The organism is Bradyrhizobium sp. WBOS07 (assembly GCF_024585165.1).
In the GTDB taxonomy this organism is placed as follows: Bacteria; Pseudomonadota; Alphaproteobacteria; order Rhizobiales; family Xanthobacteraceae; genus Bradyrhizobium; species Bradyrhizobium japonicum_B.
The window spans coordinates 3,469,213-3,486,779 of sequence record NZ_CP029008.1; the positions used below are offsets into that span (position 1 = coordinate 3,469,213).

The 17,567-nt window shown below is 64.4% G+C and carries 18 protein-coding genes; 12 read left to right on the forward strand and 6 right to left on the reverse strand.

The features are described from left to right. Nucleotides 1-3 precede the first annotated feature (3 nt). Nucleotides 4-1,173, forward strand: a complete 1,170-nt coding sequence (locus tag DCM79_RS16610; protein WP_257175398.1) for a M20 aminoacylase family protein — start codon at nucleotides 4-6, stop codon at nucleotides 1,171-1,173. A gap of 212 nt (nucleotides 1,174-1,385) precedes the next feature. Here DCM79_RS16610 and DCM79_RS16615 read toward each other — a convergent pair whose 3' ends face one another. Then, nucleotides 1,386-3,293, reverse strand: coding sequence for an acyl-CoA synthetase (locus DCM79_RS16615; RefSeq protein WP_257175399.1), 1,908 nt, complete (start codon nucleotides 3,291-3,293; stop codon nucleotides 1,386-1,388). 249 nt (nucleotides 3,294-3,542) lie between these two features. Here DCM79_RS16615 and DCM79_RS16620 point away from each other — a divergent pair, with 249 nt between their 5' ends. From DCM79_RS16620 to DCM79_RS16660, 9 genes are all read left to right on the forward strand, one after another. Next, nucleotides 3,543-4,622: a preprotein translocase subunit SecD gene (locus DCM79_RS16620; RefSeq protein ID WP_257175400.1), complete on the forward strand. Its 1,080-nt coding sequence runs from the start codon at nucleotides 3,543-3,545 to the stop codon at nucleotides 4,620-4,622. 249 nt (nucleotides 4,623-4,871) lie between these two features. Then, complete coding sequence (locus DCM79_RS16625; protein WP_028137350.1) at nucleotides 4,872-5,678, forward strand: Crp/Fnr family transcriptional regulator; 807 nt, start codon at nucleotides 4,872-4,874, stop codon at nucleotides 5,676-5,678. 144 nt (nucleotides 5,679-5,822) lie between these two features. Then, on the forward strand, nucleotides 5,823-6,620 hold the full coding sequence (murI, locus tag DCM79_RS16630) for a glutamate racemase (protein ID WP_257175401.1): 798 nt from the start codon (nucleotides 5,823-5,825) through the stop codon (nucleotides 6,618-6,620). Between the two features lie 61 nt (nucleotides 6,621-6,681). After that, complete coding sequence (locus DCM79_RS16635) at nucleotides 6,682-7,455, forward strand: HpcH/HpaI aldolase/citrate lyase family protein (protein WP_257175402.1); 774 nt, start codon at nucleotides 6,682-6,684, stop codon at nucleotides 7,453-7,455. Nucleotides 7,456-7,726: 271 nt separating this feature from the next. Next, on the forward strand, nucleotides 7,727-8,494 hold the full coding sequence (locus tag DCM79_RS16640) for an acyltransferase (RefSeq protein ID WP_257175403.1): 768 nt from the start codon (nucleotides 7,727-7,729) through the stop codon (nucleotides 8,492-8,494). Between the two features lie 199 nt (nucleotides 8,495-8,693). After that, nucleotides 8,694-9,311 carry a 30S ribosomal protein S4 gene (rpsD, locus tag DCM79_RS16645; protein WP_028137354.1) on the forward strand — a complete coding sequence of 206 codons (618 nt, stop codon included), beginning with the start codon at nucleotides 8,694-8,696 and terminating at the stop codon, nucleotides 9,309-9,311. Between the two features lie 113 nt (nucleotides 9,312-9,424). Continuing rightward, the gene (locus DCM79_RS16650; protein ID WP_257175404.1) at nucleotides 9,425-9,652 is read left to right on the forward strand and encodes a hypothetical protein; all 228 of its coding nucleotides are present in this window, start codon (nucleotides 9,425-9,427) and stop codon (nucleotides 9,650-9,652) included. After that, nucleotides 9,649-9,933 (forward strand): type II toxin-antitoxin system RelE/ParE family toxin, encoded by a 285-nt coding sequence (locus DCM79_RS16655; protein ID WP_306556668.1) that lies wholly within the window; start codon nucleotides 9,649-9,651, stop codon nucleotides 9,931-9,933. Before DCM79_RS16650 ends, DCM79_RS16655 begins: the two co-directional genes overlap by 4 nt. Nucleotides 9,934-9,969: 36 nt before the next feature. Beyond that, nucleotides 9,970-11,037 carry a low specificity L-threonine aldolase gene (locus DCM79_RS16660; protein WP_257175406.1) on the forward strand — a complete coding sequence of 356 codons (1,068 nt, stop codon included), beginning with the start codon at nucleotides 9,970-9,972 and terminating at the stop codon, nucleotides 11,035-11,037. On the opposite strand, the gene DCM79_RS16665 is transcribed toward DCM79_RS16660, so the two are convergent. From DCM79_RS16665 to grxD, 4 genes are read right to left on the reverse strand one after another with little or no spacing between them, the layout of a single operon-like run. Then, nucleotides 11,038-12,303 carry a serine hydrolase gene (locus DCM79_RS16665; protein ID WP_257175407.1) on the reverse strand — a complete coding sequence of 422 codons (1,266 nt, stop codon included), beginning with the start codon at nucleotides 12,301-12,303 and terminating at the stop codon, nucleotides 11,038-11,040. Further along, complete coding sequence (locus DCM79_RS16670) at nucleotides 12,284-13,570, reverse strand: serine hydrolase (RefSeq protein WP_257175408.1); 1,287 nt, start codon at nucleotides 13,568-13,570, stop codon at nucleotides 12,284-12,286. The genes DCM79_RS16665 and DCM79_RS16670 overlap by 20 nt, the downstream gene beginning before the upstream one ends. 42 nt (nucleotides 13,571-13,612) lie before the next feature. Next, nucleotides 13,613-14,167, reverse strand: a complete 555-nt coding sequence (locus tag DCM79_RS16675) for an O-acetyl-ADP-ribose deacetylase (RefSeq protein WP_257175409.1) — start codon at nucleotides 14,165-14,167, stop codon at nucleotides 13,613-13,615. 3 nt (nucleotides 14,168-14,170) lie between these two features. Continuing rightward, complete coding sequence (gene grxD / locus DCM79_RS16680; protein WP_257175410.1) at nucleotides 14,171-14,497, reverse strand: Grx4 family monothiol glutaredoxin; 327 nt, start codon at nucleotides 14,495-14,497, stop codon at nucleotides 14,171-14,173. A gap of 238 nt (nucleotides 14,498-14,735) precedes the next feature. Here grxD and egtB point away from each other — a divergent pair, with 238 nt between their 5' ends. Beyond that, on the forward strand, nucleotides 14,736-16,031 hold the full coding sequence (gene egtB / locus DCM79_RS16685) for an ergothioneine biosynthesis protein EgtB (protein WP_257175411.1): 1,296 nt from the start codon (nucleotides 14,736-14,738) through the stop codon (nucleotides 16,029-16,031). A 134-nt stretch (nucleotides 16,032-16,165) separates the two neighbouring features. Continuing rightward, nucleotides 16,166-17,137, forward strand: a complete 972-nt coding sequence (gene egtD / locus DCM79_RS16690; protein WP_257175412.1) for an L-histidine N(alpha)-methyltransferase — start codon at nucleotides 16,166-16,168, stop codon at nucleotides 17,135-17,137. Between the two features lie 52 nt (nucleotides 17,138-17,189). On the opposite strand, the gene DCM79_RS16695 is transcribed toward egtD, so the two are convergent. Beyond that, complete coding sequence (locus tag DCM79_RS16695) at nucleotides 17,190-17,567, reverse strand: hypothetical protein (protein WP_257175413.1); 378 nt, start codon at nucleotides 17,565-17,567, stop codon at nucleotides 17,190-17,192.

The window sequence follows — 17,567 nt, forward strand, 5'->3', positions numbered from 1 at the left end:
CCCATGCCCATCGTCAACCGCGTTGCTGCCCTCTCCGACGAAATGGCCGCCTGGCGCCATGACTTCCACGAGAACCCCGAGCTGCTCTACGAAGTCCACCGCACCGCCGGCATCGTCGCCGACAAGCTGCGCGAGTTCGGCTGCGACGAGGTGGTGACCGGGATCGGCCGCACTGGCGTGGTCGGCGTGATCCGCGGCCGCAAGTCCGCCTCCGGCAAGACCATCGGCCTGCGCGCCGACATGGACGCGCTGCCGATCATGGAGACGTCGGGCGTGCCCTACGCCTCCAAGGTCCCCGGCAAGATGCACGCCTGCGGCCATGACGGCCACACCGCGATGCTGCTCGGCGCCGCAAAGTACCTGACCGAGACACGCAATTTCGACGGCACGGCAATCATGATCTTCCAGCCCGCCGAGGAAGGCGGTGGCGGCGGCAAGGCCATGGTCGAGGACGGGCTGATGACGCGCTGGAACATCCAGGAGGTCTACGGCATGCACAACATGCCCGGCCTGCCGGAGGGCCATTTCGCCACCACGCCCGGCGCGATGCTCGCCTCCTCCGACAACATCCAGATCACGGTCCACGGCAAGGGCGGCCACGCCGGCGCGGGTCCGCACAAATCCGTCGACAGCGTGCTGATCGGCTCGCAGATCGTGAATGCGCTGCAATCGATCGTGGCGCGTAACGTCGATCCGCTCAAATCCGCCGTCATCTCGATCACGCAATTCCACTCCGGCACGGCCTTCAACATCATTCCGGAGATCGCCGAGCTCGGCGGCACCGTGCGCACGCTCGACCCTGAAGTGCGCGATCTCGTCGAACGCCGCATCGGCGAAGTCGCCGACAGCGTCGCCCGCGCCTATGGCGGCTCGGCCGAGACCAAATATACGCGGATGTACCCGGTGACCATGAACCATGCCCGCGAGGCCGGCCTTGCCGCCGACGTCGCCCGCGACATCGTCGGTGCCGATCGCGTCAACGACAAGTTCATTCCGATGATGGGCGCCGAGGACTTCTCCTTCATGCTGGAGGCGCGTCCCGGCGCGATGGTGCTGGTCGGCATGGGCGACGGCAACGAGTGCCATCACCCGGCGTATGTGTTCAACGACAACATCCTGGGCCACGGCGCCTCGTTCTGGGCGCGCTTGGTCGAGACGCGGATGCCGGCGTAGAAAATATTTGGGGCGCAGATCTCATAGGGTGGGCAAAGCGAAGCGTGCCCACCAGTTCTCTCAACCATACAGAGATCGTGGGCACGGCGCGTTGCGCCTTTGCCCACCCTACGAATGCGAAGCTTGTAGCCGGGTGAGTGAAAGCGACATCCGGGACAGCTGGCTTCCCGGATATCGCTCCGCCCATCCGGGCGGCAATCCAACGCAAGCACCTACGCCTGCACCACCTCGTGCCGCATCACGAACGGCGCGAGCAGCGTGTGCACCTCGGCCGCAATCGTCTCGCGCTGATCCGGCGGCAGGCCGACCAGCGTGACGGTCGCGATCGAGCCGTGGCTGCCATGGGCGCCGACCTTGACCCTGCAATCGATGCCGCGCTCGACCAGCGGCGCCAACACCGTGGCGAACACGCGCTCGGCTGCGTCCCAGCGCAGCTGCGGCTTGAACACCTTGCCGACGCCCGTCACCGGCATCGGATCGATCGGAATTACCTGCACCGGGACGGCCGCGCGCTCCGGCGTGCGCTCGCGCACCCACGATTCCAATTCGCCCGGCTCGACCTTGGCGCCCGGCTTCAGCTGCACGTATCCCACGGGCAATTCGCCGGCATAGGCGTCGGGTTGGCCGACCACGGCGGCAAAGCCGACGGCGGGATGGCGGAACATGATCTCCTCGATCGGCGCCGGATCGATGTTGTGGCCGCCACGGATCACAAGGTCCTTGGCGCGGCCGGTGATCCAGAGATAGCCGTCGGCATCGAGCCGGCCGAGATCGCCGGAATTGACCCAGACCTGTTCGACGAAGGCACCCTTGTTGTGCTCGTCGTTGAGATAGCCGCTGAACACGCCCGGCCCGGCCATGATGACGACGCCGATCTCGTCCGGCTTGCAGTCGCGGATCAGGCGGCCGTCAGCGTCCAGCTGCACGATGCGCACGCGCGAATAAGGCATCGGCAGGCCGACCGAGCCGAGCCGGATCGGTCGCGCCGGATAGGCCAGCGTATGCACGCTCGAGGTCTCGGTCATGCCGTAGACCTCGACCACCGGCAGCTTCAGTTTATCCTGGATCGCCGAGCCGACGGCGACGGGGATCGCCGAGCCGCCGCCGGCGGCATATTTCAGGCTGGAGATATCCGCATTGCCCGGCGGCACCGCGAGCGTCGCGGCCAGCACCGTCGGCACGCTCGACAGCGCCTCGGGCTTGTAGCGCTCGACCAGTCCCCAGATATTCTTCACCGCATTCGGATTGCGCCAGCCGCCCGGCGACAGCACGACCAGCGAGCCGCCGCCCGACAGCGTCGTCAGCACCTGCGTCAGCGATCCGCCGACATGAAACAGCGGCATGCCGAACAGCAGATTGACGCCGGGCTTGCCCTTCAGCAGCAGATTGAGCGCCCAGGCCTGATAGACCTGATTGGCATGCGTGTGCCGCACCAGCTTCGGCGTGCCGGTGGTGCCGCCGGTATGGAAATAAGCAGCGATGTCGCTGCCGCGAATCTGTCGTCCGCTGACCAGCCTGTCCGACGGTTGCTGCTTGATCAGGTCGCCGAAGGCGAAGATGCCTTTGTCCGGATCGCCGCCGCCGAACACCTGCACGATCGCCTTGAGGTGCTTGAGCTGCGGGCGGATCTGCTCGACCTTCTGCCAGATGTCGGTGCCCGGCATCGGCCCGAGCGCCACCAGGATCTTGGTGTTCGCAGCTTCCAGGATTTCCGCGATCTGGTGCGGCTCCAGCAGCGGATTGACGGGATTGGCGATGCCGGCGGCCTCCGCACCGAACAGCGTCACGAATGCATCGGGCACCAGCGGCAGCATGAAGCTGATGACGTCGCCCTTTTCCGCGCCGAGCGCGTGAAACATGTTGGCGGCCTGCGTGACGCGTGCGATGAAATCGCGGTACGTGACCATGGCCGGCGTGTCGGCGGGATCGGCATTCTGCAGGAACTGGATCGCCGCGCCGTCGGGGTTGCGCTCGGCACCCAGCTTGATGGCATCATAGGTGCTCTCGGCCGCAATGCGCTCTGCGTAAGGGACCTGCTCGAAAGCGCGGACGTCCGCGTCCGTCAAAAGTTCCGGATAGTCGTTGCCGATAAGCCGATCGAGCGCATGGATGCCCGCCATGGAATTCCGTCCTCCCTCAGATGCATGTCCCCCGCCCGCTGTCTTTTGACATTTTGTTCGGCGAGGCCTCGACAGATGGCCGGTCGAGCGGGCGCAGAATGATGGATGATTTGCCGTTCGTCCATGGCCAACCCGCAGCAGCGGCCAGGCTCGATCGACACCGGAATTGAACCTTCACGCCCAATTCCGGGACCAAGAACTGGCGTCGGATTCGCCGGCCAGCGTCCTGCCGCAAGACTTGAGGTGATCATGCCCAGGCATCGGAGCAACTTCATCGCCGCCATGAGCGTAGCGCTCGCCATGGCAGCGGCGGTCGCCATGCCGCGCGCGGCGTCGGCCGACGCCCAGCTCGACAAGATGCGAGTCAAGGTCGCGGCTTTCATTGCCGACAAGATGGAGAAGCTGGGCGGATCGCGCATCGTCTATCGGGTGGACGCCGACGGCTTGCGCGAGGCAGCTGTCGCGGACCTGCGCGACGACGTCTACAAGATCCTGCGCGAGGCCCGGATCGCCTTCTCCGGCCTCGCGATCCGCGACGGCGGCGTCGAGGTGAATATCTCCGACGCGAAGGGCCGCGAGCAGCTCACACGCAAGCTCGCCTCGGCAGCGGAGGGGTTGCCAACGCACGCGCTCAGCGTCAGCGGCAGTGGCGACGGACCGGTCAGGCTGGCGCCGACCGAGGCCGCATCCGCCGCACGGCTGCACGAGCTGGTCGACGATTCCATCGCCATGATCGAGCAGCGCCTCAAGGACGCCGGCGTCACGCTCGCCAGCGTCCAGCCCGAGGGCGCAGATCGCATCCGTATCTTCCTGCCTGGTACGACCGAGCCCGAGCGCATCACCGCGATCTTCGCCAGGAAGGTCAAGGTCAGCTTCCGCCAGGTCGACCTCTCGATGCCTGCCGAGCAGGCACAGCGGGGCGCGCCGCCGGACGGCACGGAAGTTCTGCTGGGCTTCAAGGACAACCAACCCTACCTCGTCGCCAAGCGCAGCGCGCTCGACGGGGACGACATCAGCTCTGCCGGTCCGGGATTTGCAATCGGCACGAACGAGCCCATCGCCTCGTTCCGTTTCAACGGCCGCGGCACGCGGCGCTTCGCCCACATCACCAGCGAGAACGTCGGCAAGCCCTTCGCCATCGTGCTCGACGACAAGGTGATCTCCGCCCCCGTGATCCGCGAGCCGATCACCGGCGGCTCGGGCCAGATCTCCGGAAACCTGACACTGGAAGAAGCCAACAGCGTCGCCATGATGCTGCGGGCCGCTTCGCTGCCGGGGCGCCTTGGCCTCGTCGAGCAGCAGGTCGTGCAGCCCGCCACGAAGCCGTAGGCCGAAGCTCGTCCGGCGCCCCCGCCTGGGGTGCATTTACCCTCCGCGACGCCGCCTCCCGGTCCGAATCACGGCCGCCGCGGCCTGACGGGCAACCGACGGGCGATTGCCGAAAGGCCCGATCGGGCTAGAATTTGCCTCTTGCGACATGGCGGCCGAAGGCTTCATTTCAGCCGGCCGTCATCCGATTTCGGCTATAGGTGTCGAGCACACCGACCAGGACTGAAGGCCTTACGCGGGGTTAGTACCATGCCGTCCGGCAGCGCAGACATTTCCTCGATCCTCGACCGCATTCTCGACGCGGCCACGGACAATCTCAGGATCGCGAAGATCCTGGTTCAGATGGGCCTTGATCCCAACGACGTCACCTACGACGCGATCTTCAACCGGCTGCTGGAGATCTTCGTCAGCAACATCACGCTGGCCAATATGTTCGCCGTGGTCGGGGCGGTCTTCTTTGTCGCCACGCTCTTGATGCGGACGATGGTGCCGCTGCGCGTCGCCAACATGGTCGGCTGCGCGTTCTTTGCCATCTTCGGCGCGCTCTCCGCCAACGTCGCAACGTTCCTGCTCTACCTTCTGATGCTTCCGATCAACGCCCTGCGCCTCCGGCAGATGCTCAAGCTGGTCAAGAAGGCGCGCCATGCCGCCGAAGGCGACATGTCGATCGAATGGCTGAAGCCGTTCATGACCGAGCGCCGGTATCGCCGCGGCGACACGCTGTTCAAGTTGGGCGATCCCGCGAAAGAAATGCTCCTCACAGTCACCGGCAAGTTCCTGGTCAAGGAGATCAACGTCGAGATTGGGCCCGGAGCGCTGATGGGTGAGCTCGGCTTCCTCACACCCGACAACCGGCGCACCGGAACGATTCAATGCATCGAAGACGGCCAGGTGCTGACGATCACCTATGACCGGCTGCTCGAGATCTACTTCCAGGATCCGCAGTTCGGCTATTACTTCCTGGTGCTGACCAGCCAGCGCCTCCTGCAGAACATCGACCGCCTGCAGAAGCAGCTCGCCACGGAACGGGCAGCCACGACGAACAGGATCGCGTGAACGTTGGGGGCCCGCGCCGGGCCGCGTCATGTCCACCCCGGAATTCTGCGGATGCCGCCGGCCTCCCTCCCATGACGCCGAGCGGCCCCGCCGCAAAACCGCCCCAAAAACCGAATGGTAACCATGGCGCCTTAAGGTGACGACGTGACCCATTCTCCGACCATCCTGGTGTTCGATTCCGGCCTTGGCGGGCTCACGGTGCTCCGTGAGGTCGTGGCCGCGCGCCCGGAGGCGGACTTTGTCTACGTCGCCGACGACGCTTTCTTCCCCTACGGCCACCACGGCGAGGACGAGATCATCGCCCGCGTCGTGCCGCTGATGGGGGAGCTGATCGGCACGCACGACCCCGATATCGTCGTCATCGCCTGCAACACCGCGTCCACCCTGGTCCTGTCGCACTTGCGCGCCGCTTATTCCGTGCCGTTCGTCGGCACCGTGCCGGCGATCAAGCCGGCCTGCGCGCGGTCGAGGACCCGCCGCGTCTCGGTGCTCGGCACCAAGGGCACGGTGAGGCGCGAATACACCAAAGCTTTGATCCGCGATTTCGCGCAAGGCTGCGAGGTGACGCTGGTCGGCTCGCCCGAACTCGCCTCGCTCGCCGAGGCCGCGCTCGGCGGCGCTTCCGTCAGCGACGGCGACATCCTGGCCGAGCTCGCGCCCTGCTTCGTCGGCGATACCGCGGATGCCGGCGCACGCACCGACACCGTCGTGCTCGCCTGCACGCATTATCCGCTGCTGCTCGACCGGCTGAAACGGCTGGCGCCCTGGCCGGTGGACTGGATCGATCCCGCGCCGGCGATCGCCCGGCGCGTCTCCGACTTGCTCGGTCCGCGCAGCGGAGACATCGCACAGGCCGGCGCCGAGATGATCTTCACTTCGAACCGCGTGCACGGCCTTTCGGCCACGCTGACGCCGTTCTTCGGCGGACGCGCGCTGGCCTGACTTTCCGCCTCGGCGCCGCGCTGCTACGTTTTGCCGTCGTCACCCAGCTGCAGGTCTTTCGATGTCGGTCCCGTCCACGCCACTCAACCGTCTCCGCCAATTGTGGAGTGAGGGCCGCCCTGCCTTCGGTGCGATCGCGACCATCCCGAGCGTGCAGATGGTGCAGATCATGGCGCGCTCGCTCGATTGGATCATCGTCGATCTCGAGCACGGCCCGATCGGATTGACCGAAGCGCATGCGATGATCGCCGCCACCACGGGCACGCCGTGCACGCCCCTGGTGCGGATCGCGGCGAACGAGCCGTGGCTTGCGAAGGCGCCGATGGACATCGGCGCCTTCGGCATCAACTTCCCGATGATCACCAGCCGCGCGGACGCCGAAAAGGCGGTGCGCAGCGTGCGCTATCCGCCGCGCGGCGATCGGCTCTGGGGCCCGTTCCACGCCCCGTTCCGGTGGGGCCAGTCGATGCCGGACTACATGGCCAGCGCCGACGACGAGATGATCTGCATGGTCACCATCGAGCATGTCGATGCCGTCAACCGCATTGACGAGATCATGGCGACGCCCGGCATCGACGTCGCGGTAATCGGCCCCGGCGATCTCGCCACGTCCATCAACAAGCGCGGCCAGATGGACGACCAGGAGCTGCTGGAGCTGATCGCGCGCGCCGAGGCCGGCATCCTCAGAAGCGGCGTGCCGATCGGCGGCGTCGCCCGCACCGCAGATCAGGCCAATGCCCTGATCGACCGCGGCTATCGTGCGATCGCGCTCGGCTTCGACTGGTCGCTGTTCCAGCGCGGCATCATGGCGGCATTCGAGGGAATCAAGCGCTGAATAACCGCAACGAGGTGCCGGAAACCGCGGCGCTACTGGAATGTGCAATTCAGGAGAAATGGGCTCAAGCAACTTTGCGCTCATGACGCCAAGACCCAAGCAACAAGTCATTGAAAATGATATAGATTTTTGCCACTAGCAAGCTGGCAGCTGCGCGAGCGCCATGATGCGGCGAACCGGCCGGCCCCAAGCGGGTTGGTTCATGCTAGAGCGAGCGGGCGGGCACCGCTCGCTGCACATATTTTGAGCTTTGATTTGGAACTGAAAACCAATGCGCGGGACGCCCAAAACCATATCGCTGCGGCGTCGCCTGATCTGCGACCTGATGCATGCCTCGATGGGCGTGCCCTTCGTTTCACTCTCCCGCTCGCTCAATATCCGTCCCCTGCTGGAGGCCCGCGCACGCGCAACGGCGCCCGCCGGCTGGGCCGCGATGTTCGTCAAGGCTTTCGCCCTGGTTGCGCGGGACGAGCCGATCCTGCGCACTGTCTATGTCAAATGGCCTTGGCCGGGCCTCTACGAGCTGCCGAAGAGCGTGGCGACGGTCGCGATCGCGCGGGTGGACGATGGCGAGGAATGCGTGCTGCCCCAGCGAATTGCCGCTCCCGAGGCCCTTTCACTAGCAGCGATTGACGCCGAGATCCGGCTCGGCAAGACGGCCCCGGTCGAGGACGTCCCGATGTTCCGCAAGATCATGCGGGCGACCCGCCTGCCGCTGCCGCTGCGCCGCTTGTCCTGGGCGATCGGCCTGAATTTCGGCCGGCAGCGCGGCAATTGGTTCGGTAGCTTTGGGGTCAGCTCGGTGGCCGCCTATGGCGGCGGTGAGCTTCATCCGATCACGCCCGGCCCCTTTGTCGTCAGCTACGGGGTGGTCGAGCCCGATCAGACCATCCATGTCGTGATCCGCTGGGATCACCGGGTCACGGACGCTGCTCCGATCGCCCGGGTCCTGACCCGGCTGGAACAGGTGCTGAACACTGAAATCGCTGCCGAATTGGGGGCGGCCGGAGCCAAGCCGATTCGGGCGTTAAGAACCTGATTCTGGGTCCATTCGCATTGACAGTGAGCCCCAAACTCCCCTAAAAGCCGCCTGCTCGCGGGCCGATTTCGGCCCGCGAAGCGTTTCGCGACCCGTGGTCCACTCCCTTAAGCTTTGGGGATCGGACCTGTCGGTGCCGGGCCTAGGTCCGTCACACAGGAGGGCGCGTTTCCTCAAACCATGACCTGAAGAGGACGCGATGACTAAGCGCAGTGAGGCGAAGTACAAGATCGATCGCCGTATGGGCCAGAACATCTGGGGCCGCCCGAAGAGCCCCGTGAACCGTCGTGAATACGGCCCCGGCCAGCACGGCCAGCGCCGCAAGGGCAAGCTCTCGGACTTCGGCGTGCAGCTGCGTGCCAAGCAGAAGCTGAAGGGCTACTACGCCAACATCAGCGAGCGCCAGTTCCACGGCATCTATGTCGAGGCGAGCCGCCTCAAGGGTGACACCGGCGAAAACCTGATCGGCCTCCTGGAGCGTCGTCTCGACGCGGTGGTGTACCGCGCCAAGTTCGTCTCCACGATCTTCGCCGCACGCCAGTTCATCAACCACGGCCACATCAAGGTGAATGGCCGCAAGGTCAACATCTCGAGCTACCAGCTCAAGGTCGGCGACGTCGTCGAGGTCAAGGAAGCTTCCAAGCAGCTCGCCCACGTGCTCGAAGCCAGCCAGCTCCCCGAGCGCGACACGCCCGACTATCTCGAAGTCGACCACGGCAAGATGACTGCCAAGTACATCCGCATCCCCGGCCTCTCCGACGTGCCGTTCCCGGTGCAGATGGAGCCCCATCTGGTCGTCGAATTCTATTCGCGCTGATATCTTTGCGATCAATTGCTCAAAGGCCCCGGTTTCCGGGGCCTTTTCGTTTGAGGCGGCCACTCCCATCTCGGAGTCAATCCGTGCTATGCTTGCACGTAGCGGAGTTGACCATGACGCGTCTTCTAGAAGAGGCCTTCAGCAAGGTTTCCGGCCTGCCCGAGTCCGAGCAGGATGAGCTGGCGCGCGCCCTGCTTGAGCTTGCCGGGCTCGATCAGCCTCCGATCCAGTTAACCGCTGCTGAAGACGCAGATCTCGCCGAGGCCGAAGCTGAAATTGCTCGGGGGGAACTGGCTAGTGCCGACGAAATCCGTGCGATGTGGGCCAAGCACGGGCTGTGAAGGTCCGCTACACAAAGCGGGCACTTGCCCAGATCGACGAAGCTCTAACCTACATCGATGCACGCTCCCCCAAGGGAGCAGGCCACGTGCGCGACCGCGTTGTCGCGCTCATTGCGCTGCTCCGGGATCACCCGTACGCAGGCCGGCAGACCACTCGTGCATACGTCCGTCGCTTGCCGGTCAACCCTTATCCCTATCTGATCGATTATCGTGTGACCGAGTCAGAAATCGTTATTATGCGGTTTCGTCACGCCGCGCGGCGTCCACCCAGAACTCGCTGACCGCGAGCACATGCATTTCCCTCAGGGAGCAAGTTGATGCTCTACACCCCTCCCCCTGTTGATCCCAAGGCGCCGCCGGTGCGCATCAATCTGCTCTCCGACACGCAAACCAAGCCGACGCCCGGGATGCGCGAGGCGATGGCGCGCGCGGAGGTCGGGGACGAGCAGGTCGGCGACGATCCGACCGTGAACGCGCTGTGCGAGCGCGTAGCCGATCTGCTCGGCAAGGAAGCGGCGGTCTACATGCCCTCGGGCACCATGTGCAACGTCACCGCGACGCTGGTGCATTGCCGCCCCGGCGACGAGATCCTCGCCCATGAGACCGCGCACATCATCGCTCGCGAAGGCGGGGCCCATGCCGCGATCGGCGGTTTCCAGGTCACGCAGTTGAAGGGTCCCGACGGCCAATTCACGCCGGAAACCTTTCGCAAGGCGCTGCATCCGCGCACGCGCTACCAGCCGCCGCAGACCGTCGTCAGCGTCGAGCAGACCGCCAATATCGGCGGCGGCACGATCTGGAAGAAGGCCGCGCTCGACGAGATCGTGACGATCGCCAGGCAGCACGGTCTCGTCACCCACATGGATGGCGCGCGCCTGCTCAACGCCACCGTGGCCAGCGGCATCTCCCCGCGCGACATGACGGCAGGCTGGGATTCGGCCTGGATCGATTTCTCCAAGGGCCTGGGCGCGCCGATCGGCGGCGTGCTCGCGGGCTCGCGCGCCTTCATCGATGCGGTCTGGCAGTGGAAGCAGCGTCTCGGCGGCTCGATGCGCCAGGCTGGCATTTGCGCCGCCGCCTGCATCTACGCGCTCGACCATCATGTCGAGCGCCTGGCCGACGACCATGCCAATGCGCGCGCGCTCGCCCGCGGTCTGTCGCAGATCGCAGGGATCGAGGTCCAGAAGCCCGAGACTAACCTCGTCTTCTTCAAGCCCGACGGCGCCGGCATTGCCGGCGACAAGATGGTCGGAGCGCTGCGCCAGCGCGGCGTCACGCTTGCGATGATGGACGGACGCATCCGCGCCTGCACGCATCTCGACGTCAATGCGGCCCAAATCGAGGAGACCATCGGATACGTCCGCGAGATCGTGCGCGGCGCGTAATCAGCGTCCCATCGCCTCATAGACCAGCCGCTTCAGCTCGTCCTGGATCGGACCCCGCTGCGAAGGCGACTGCATCATGCAAATGACGAACATGTCGTCGGCGGGATCGATGAAAAAGAAGGTGCCGCCGACACCGTCCCAGCGATATTCGCCTGCTGGCAGCGGCGGCTTTGCGCGCGTGCGCACGGCAAAACCAAGACCAAAGCTGCTGTCGGAGCCCGGAAAATAGAACTCCGGATCTCTCGCGATCCCATTGGCTCCGTCGAGCTGGTCCGACGTCATCAGCGCCACGGTCTCGCGCTTGAGATAGCGGCGACCGTCGAGCTCGCCGCCATTGAGCAGCATGCGTGCAAAGCGTGCATAGTCGCCGATGGTGCCGATCATGCCCGCACCGCCGGATTCCCAGCGACGCGGCGCGGTCGCCTCGCTGATGCCTGCGACGGGACGATCGAACCAGTCGCCAGGCAAGGATTCGGCAATTAGCGGCCGCCTGGCATGGTCGGCGACGAAGAACGCTGTATCCCGCATACCGAGGGGATCGAGCAGCCACTCCTTCTCGAATTGATAGAGCGACCGGCCCGACGCCACCTCGATCACCCGACCCAGCACGTCCGTGGAATGGCCATAGTCCCACAGCGTCCCCGGCTGCTCGGCCAGGGGCAATCGCGCGATCCGCTCGGCGAATTGCGCATTGTCGGGATCGCCCTCGAACAGGCCGGCTTCCGCATAGAGCCTGCGGACGGGACTGCTGCCGTAGAAGCCGTAGGTGATGCCGGACGTATGCCGGAGCAGATCGCGCACCGTGATCGGTCGCGCCAGCGGCTGGAGGGCCAGCTTGCCGTCTGCTTGCGGGACGCCGACCTGCACATCGGCGAAGGCCGGAATGTATCTCGCAACGGGGTCATCGAGAGCGAGCTTGCCGTCGTCGACCAGCATCATCGCCGCCACCGAGGTGATCGGCTTCGACATCGAATAGAGACGGAAGATGGTGTCGTCCGTCATTGGCTGCGCCGTCGCGACGTTGCGCTGGCCGAACTTGCGGTAGAGTGCGGGCTTGCCGTGCTGCTGGATCAGAAGGATCGCGCCGGGGATCCTGCCGGCGGCGACCGCCTCGTCGAGCAACGCACTGACGCGCGCAAGTCCCGCCGTCGAGAAACTGCGGGCAGCCGGCGCTTCGGCACGAAGCTGGCTCGCCGCGCCCGCCAGCAGGACAAAGGCGGCGGCGAGAACGATCCGAACGAGTGCCTCACTTCTCCATGGCTTCATAAACCAGCTGCTTCAATGTTCGCTGGATTCGCTGGCGCTCGCTCGGGGTCTGCTCCAGCAGCAGGAAGAACATGTCCTGCTTGCGATCAACCACCAAATAGCAACCGCTGGCGCCGTCCCATTTCAATTCCCCGAGATCGCCGGGCGGCGGAGGTTTGGCATTACCCGGATCGGTGCGCACGGCAAACCCAAGTCCCATGCCAAAACCGTCACCGGGAAAATAGAAGTAGTCCCGCTCAACGCCGGAGTCCTTGCCGGCATGGTCCGATGCCATCAGCTCAAACGTCTGCGGGCTGAGATAGGTCTTGCCCTCGAACGTTCCTCCATTAACCAGCATCTGCGCAAAGCGGGAAAAGTCCGCCATGGTCGAAACCATACCGCCGCTGGCGGATTCCCACTTCTGGCGAACCTCAGTCCTGTACTCGCGGCCGACCCGGAAATTGCTGTCGTTCGGCAGCGGCTGGGCGAGCCGTTTCAGCCTCTCCGGTTCGGTGACGAAGAAGCCTGTATCGGTCATACCGAGCGGATCGAGCAGCTTTTCCTTCTCGAGTTCGAACAATGTCTTCCCGGACACGATTTCCATGATCCGCGCCAGAATGTCAGTGGAATGCCCGTACTGCCAGAGTGCGCCGGGTTGATTGTGCAGCGGCAGCTTGGCGATCCGCTCAGCGAACTCGGCGAGATCGAATTCGCCCGCGTAGATGTTAGCGTCGCGATAGGCCTTGCGAACCAGACTATCGCCGTAGAAACCGTAGGTTATCCCGGAGGTATGGCGCATCAGATCGAGAATGGTAATGGGCCGGGCCAGTGGTACCAGCTCAAGCGTCTTGGTGCCGTCCTCGGCCTTCTTCTCCTCACCGACCTTCACATTTGCAAAGGAGGGAATGTATTTCGAAACGGGATCGTCGAGCTTGATCTTGCCGTCCTGGATCAGTTGCATCGCCACAACGGAGGTGATCACCTTGGTTAGCGACGACAGGCGGAAGATGGTCTTGTCCGTGATCGGCGCCTTGCTGACCACATCCTGCACACCGAAGACCTCGTGATAAACCGGCTTGGCGTGCTGCTGGATCAGCACGTTCGCACCGGCGATCTTACCGGTCGCGACCTCGTTCTTGAAGAACTCGGTGATCTTGGCGAGCTTGTCCTGATTGAAACGCGCGCCGGCCGGTATCTCGTAAGTGCCCTCGGCCCGCGCCAGCGATATCGCGCCAAGCGACACCAGCACGCCGCAAGCCAGCGCACACAACCCAGATCGTGAAATCATATCCCCTCCCGGAACATGGTCCGGCGGAGTGTACCGGCCGCCTCAGTCGGCACAAGGGCCGGCGTGCCGCGCGAGTGCCTCGTCATGGAGTTTGGCGCTTGGCTCGGAGAAGCAGCAGAACACCACGCGCGCAAGAGAGGGAGATGCAGAGAGCCCTTCGATCACCGTGCGCACGGCGATATTTGCGGCTCGATCGGCCGGAAAGCGATAAATACCGGTCGAAATCGCGGGAAACGCCACCGAGGTCAGCTCGTGCGTCCCGCACAGCTCCATGGAGCGCCGATAGCAGGAGGCGAGCAGATCGTCCTCGCCAAACCTGCCGCCATTCCAGACCGGCCCGACGGTGTGGATCACATGGGCGGCCTTGAGCCGGTAGCCGTTGGTAATCTTGGCATCGCCGGTCTTGCAGCCGTGGAGCAGGCGGCATTCGGCGACCAGATCGGGCCCGGCAGCCCGATGGATTGCGCCGTCCACGCCGCCCCCGCCAAGGAGCGACGTGTTGGCGGCGTTGACGATGGCGTCAACGCAGAGTGTGGTGATGTCGGCAACGATGACCTCGAGCTCGGCGCCGCCAATCCGGCGCGTCGGCCCGGTCATTCATCAGGCCGCGACGACGACGCCCTTCTCGGAGAAAAGCTGCTGCAATTCGCCGGCCTGGAACATCTCGCGGACGATGTCGCAGCCCCCGACGAACTCGCCCTTCACATAGAGCTGCGGAATGGTCGGCCAGTTCGAATATTCCTTGATTCCGTTGCGAAGCTCGGCGGATTCGAGGACGTTGAGGCCCTTATAGCCGACGCCGATGTGGTCGAGGATCTGGACGACCTGGCCCGAGAAACCGCACTGCGGAAATTGCGGCGTACCCTTCATGAACAGAACCACGTCGTTCGACTTCACTTCGCTGTCGATGAATTCCGCGATGCTCATATCCGTGTCCTTCTGGGGCAGAGCCCTGACCAATATCCTCGGGCCGGCTCAGCCGATCTAACCCGATACCTGTCTATATATGTAGCCCAAACCGTTGTGCATCCAAAGTAAAATGGCGGCGACAGGTCCCCTGCGACCGGTTTGGCCGGGGTCGGGCCATAGGCTGACGACATCGATATCATCGCCGGAAAGGACTTTCATACCGTAACGGAGCCCCTATCTAGGACGAACCCTGTTCATGGAACCGGGTGGTGCGAACAACGTTCTCTTGTCCTGTCTGGAGAAAAACGTGACGAAACAAGCCTCCGCCACGGCCGCCGCCCCGCTTTCGTCACTGTCCGGTCCGGGCGGTCTCGCCCAGAGGCTGCAGGACGCGTTCGTTGCCGTCCGCAACGAGACTGAACGCCGGGCAGCGCCGCTCTCGCCGGAAGATCAGCAGATCCAGTCCATGCCCGATGCGAGCCCGGCGAAATGGCATCGGGCGCATACCACCTGGTTCTGGGAGCAATTCCTGCTCGGCGAGCACGCCGCAGGCTATCGGCCCTTCCACCCCGATTTCGCGTTCCTGTTCAATTCCTATTACGTCAGCGCCGGCCCGCGTCATGCGCGCAATCATCGCGGCGACATCACCCGTCCCAGCGCCGATCAGGTCGGCGCCTATCGCAAATATGTCGATGCGGCCGTGGTCAAATTCTTCCGCGAGGCCGGCGCGGACAAGCTTCACGAGATCGCGCCGCTGGTCGACGTCGGCCTGAACCACGAGCAGCAGCATCAGGAATTGATGTTCACCGACATCCTGCACGCATTTGCCCAGAACCCGGTCTATCCGGCCTACGATCCGGACTGGCGTTTTCCCTCCGCGACGCGCACCGGCGATGAATGGCTTCAACTCAACGAGGGCATCCACACCGTCGGCCACGTCGACGGCGGTTTCCATTTCGACAATGAGAAGCCCGCCCATCGCGCCCTCGTGGGCCCGGTCAAGCTGGCACGCAATCTCGTCACCAACGGCGAGTGGCTCGCCTTCATGCGCGATGGCGGCTACCGGACCGCGACGTTGTGGCTGATGGACGGCTATGCCGCGGCCAGCAAGGACGACTGGCAAGCCCCGGGCCATTGGCGCGAGGTCGATGGCGCATGGCAGGTCATGACGCTTGCCGGCCTCAAGCCGGTCGATCCCGACGCGCCGGTCTGCCACGTCAGCTATTACGAGGCCGACGCCTTCGCGCGCTGGGCCGGAAAGCATCTGCCGACCGAAATGGAATGGGAGGTCGCAGCGCGCACAGGCCAGCTCAACGACGCCTTCGGCATCGTCTGGCAATGGACGCGATCGTCCTACTCACCTTATCCCGGCTACCGCGCCATCGAAGGCGCGCTCGGCGAATACAACGGCAAGTTCATGGTCAACCAATTGGTGCTGCGCGGCTCCTCGCTTGCAACGCCGGAGGGCCATAGCCGTATCACTTATCGGAACTTCTTCTATCCGCACCACCGCTGGCAGTTCACGGGACTGCGGCTCGCCGACTACGAGTAGAGCATGATCCGGAAAAGTGTGCAGCGGTTTTCCGACAGGATCATGCTCAGAAAACAACCCTAGGCGCGATCATCGCGCCTAGGGTTCTTATCCGACGACAGATGCGCGCCGGACAGCGCGTTCAGGAGAGTATCATGAATGTGCACGCCAGCGCTTTGGCCGAAGCCCATCTTCCCGACGAGCAGACCACCGCCTTCGCCCGCGAGGCCATTGCGGACCTGTCGCAGCAGCCGAAGAAGCTGTCGCCGAAATATTTCTACGACGCGACCGGCTCGGAGCTGTTCGAGGCGATTACGAAGCTGCCGGAATATTATCCGACGCGCACCGAGCTTGCGATCCTGAGGGAACGCGGCAGCGAGATCGCAAAGATCATTCCGGAGCACGCCGCCCTGGTCGAGTTCGGCGCCGGCGCGACCACCAAGGTCCGCCTGTTGCTGAACCATTGCAAGTTCGCGGCCTATGTCCCCGTCGATATTTCCGGCGACTTCCTGAAGGCGCAGGCGAATGGCCTGAAGCGGGATTTTCCCTCGCTCGGCATCTATCCGGTCGCGGCCGATTTCACCACGCCGTTCGAGCTGCCAAAGCAGGTCGCGTCCATGCCGAAGGTCGGCTTCTTCCCGGGCTCGACCATCGGCAATTTCGAGCCGCAAGAAGCCCAGGCCTTCCTGAACAGCGCCCGTAAGATTCTGGGCCGGGGTGCGCAGATGATCATCGGCGCCGATCTCGAGAAGGACGAGCGCGTGCTGTATGATGCCTACAACGATGCCGCCGGCGTCACCGCGCGCTTCAACCTCAACGTTCTCGTGCGCATCAACCGCGAGCTCGGGGGCAATTTCGATCTGTCCGCCTTCACCCATCGCGCGATCTACAATCGCGAGCGGCACCGCATCGAGATGCACCTGATCAGCAGGAAGAGCCAGACCGTGCGCCTGCTCGGCACCAGCTTCTCGTTCCGCGCCGGCGAGAGCATCCACACCGAGAACAGCTACAAATACAGCATTGCGCGTTTTGCTGAGCTGGCGCAAGGCGCCGGCTGGCGCGTGCGCGAGAGCTGGACGGATGCGGCCGGGATGTTCTCGGTGCACGCGTTGGAGGTCGCGGAGTAGGCTCTTGCGCGTTTGCTCCTGGACCGTTTAGTTCCCGCCGCCGGGCGGGAGCTCAATCGGACTTGCACGGTTCAATTGCCACCAACCTTTTATCCCGGATGACGACGCGGAAACTGTCGGCGTACGCCTTCCCGCACGACCAGGAGAGATACTCGCCGTCGCGCTGGAGCGGCTCGCCGAGCCAGAAAACCACCTTTGAGACTTTGTCGCCTGGCTTGAGGCGATCCAGCCATTGCGGCGGATACGCCCAATGCCCGCAATTGCCCAGCCAGTAGCACACGGGCATGACGCAGCGTCCAGCGGCTGGAGCAGGTTTTCCTCCCATGGCACGGCAGGCCGACGGGCTTTGGCCGAGCACCCCGCCAAGCGTGGCTTCCTCGACGATAATTGCCGCGGCGAAAGCTGCGCCGAGGATGATGAGGCGTCTCAT

Bases quoted from the DNA above. Each gene is read 5' to 3' on its own strand.
- DCM79_RS16610 (WP_257175398.1), top strand. From the start codon at position 4: ATGCCCATCGTCAACCGCGTTGCTGCCCTCTCCGACGAAATGGCCGCC.
- DCM79_RS16615 (WP_257175399.1), bottom strand. From the start codon at position 3,293: ATGGCGGGCATCCATGCGCTCGATCGGCTTATCGGCAACGACTATCCG.
- DCM79_RS16620 (WP_257175400.1), top strand. From the start codon at position 3,543: ATGCCCAGGCATCGGAGCAACTTCATCGCCGCCATGAGCGTAGCGCTC.
- DCM79_RS16625 (WP_028137350.1), top strand. From the start codon at position 4,872: ATGCCGTCCGGCAGCGCAGACATTTCCTCGATCCTCGACCGCATTCTC.
- DCM79_RS16635 (WP_257175402.1), top strand. From the start codon at position 6,682: ATGTCGGTCCCGTCCACGCCACTCAACCGTCTCCGCCAATTGTGGAGT.
- DCM79_RS16640 (WP_257175403.1), top strand. From the start codon at position 7,727: ATGCGCGGGACGCCCAAAACCATATCGCTGCGGCGTCGCCTGATCTGC.
- rpsD (WP_028137354.1), top strand. From the start codon at position 8,694: ATGACTAAGCGCAGTGAGGCGAAGTACAAGATCGATCGCCGTATGGGC.
- DCM79_RS16650 (WP_257175404.1), top strand. From the start codon at position 9,425: ATGACGCGTCTTCTAGAAGAGGCCTTCAGCAAGGTTTCCGGCCTGCCC.
- DCM79_RS16660 (WP_257175406.1), top strand. From the start codon at position 9,970: ATGCTCTACACCCCTCCCCCTGTTGATCCCAAGGCGCCGCCGGTGCGC.
- DCM79_RS16665 (WP_257175407.1), bottom strand. From the start codon at position 12,303: ATGAAGCCATGGAGAAGTGAGGCACTCGTTCGGATCGTTCTCGCCGCC.
- DCM79_RS16670 (WP_257175408.1), bottom strand. From the start codon at position 13,570: ATGATTTCACGATCTGGGTTGTGTGCGCTGGCTTGCGGCGTGCTGGTG.
- DCM79_RS16675 (WP_257175409.1), bottom strand. From the start codon at position 14,167: ATGACCGGGCCGACGCGCCGGATTGGCGGCGCCGAGCTCGAGGTCATC.
- grxD (WP_257175410.1), bottom strand. From the start codon at position 14,497: ATGAGCATCGCGGAATTCATCGACAGCGAAGTGAAGTCGAACGACGTG.
- egtB (WP_257175411.1), top strand. From the start codon at position 14,736: ATGGAACCGGGTGGTGCGAACAACGTTCTCTTGTCCTGTCTGGAGAAA.
- egtD (WP_257175412.1), top strand. From the start codon at position 16,166: ATGAATGTGCACGCCAGCGCTTTGGCCGAAGCCCATCTTCCCGACGAG.
- DCM79_RS16695 (WP_257175413.1), bottom strand. From the start codon at position 17,567: ATGAGACGCCTCATCATCCTCGGCGCAGCTTTCGCCGCGGCAATTATC.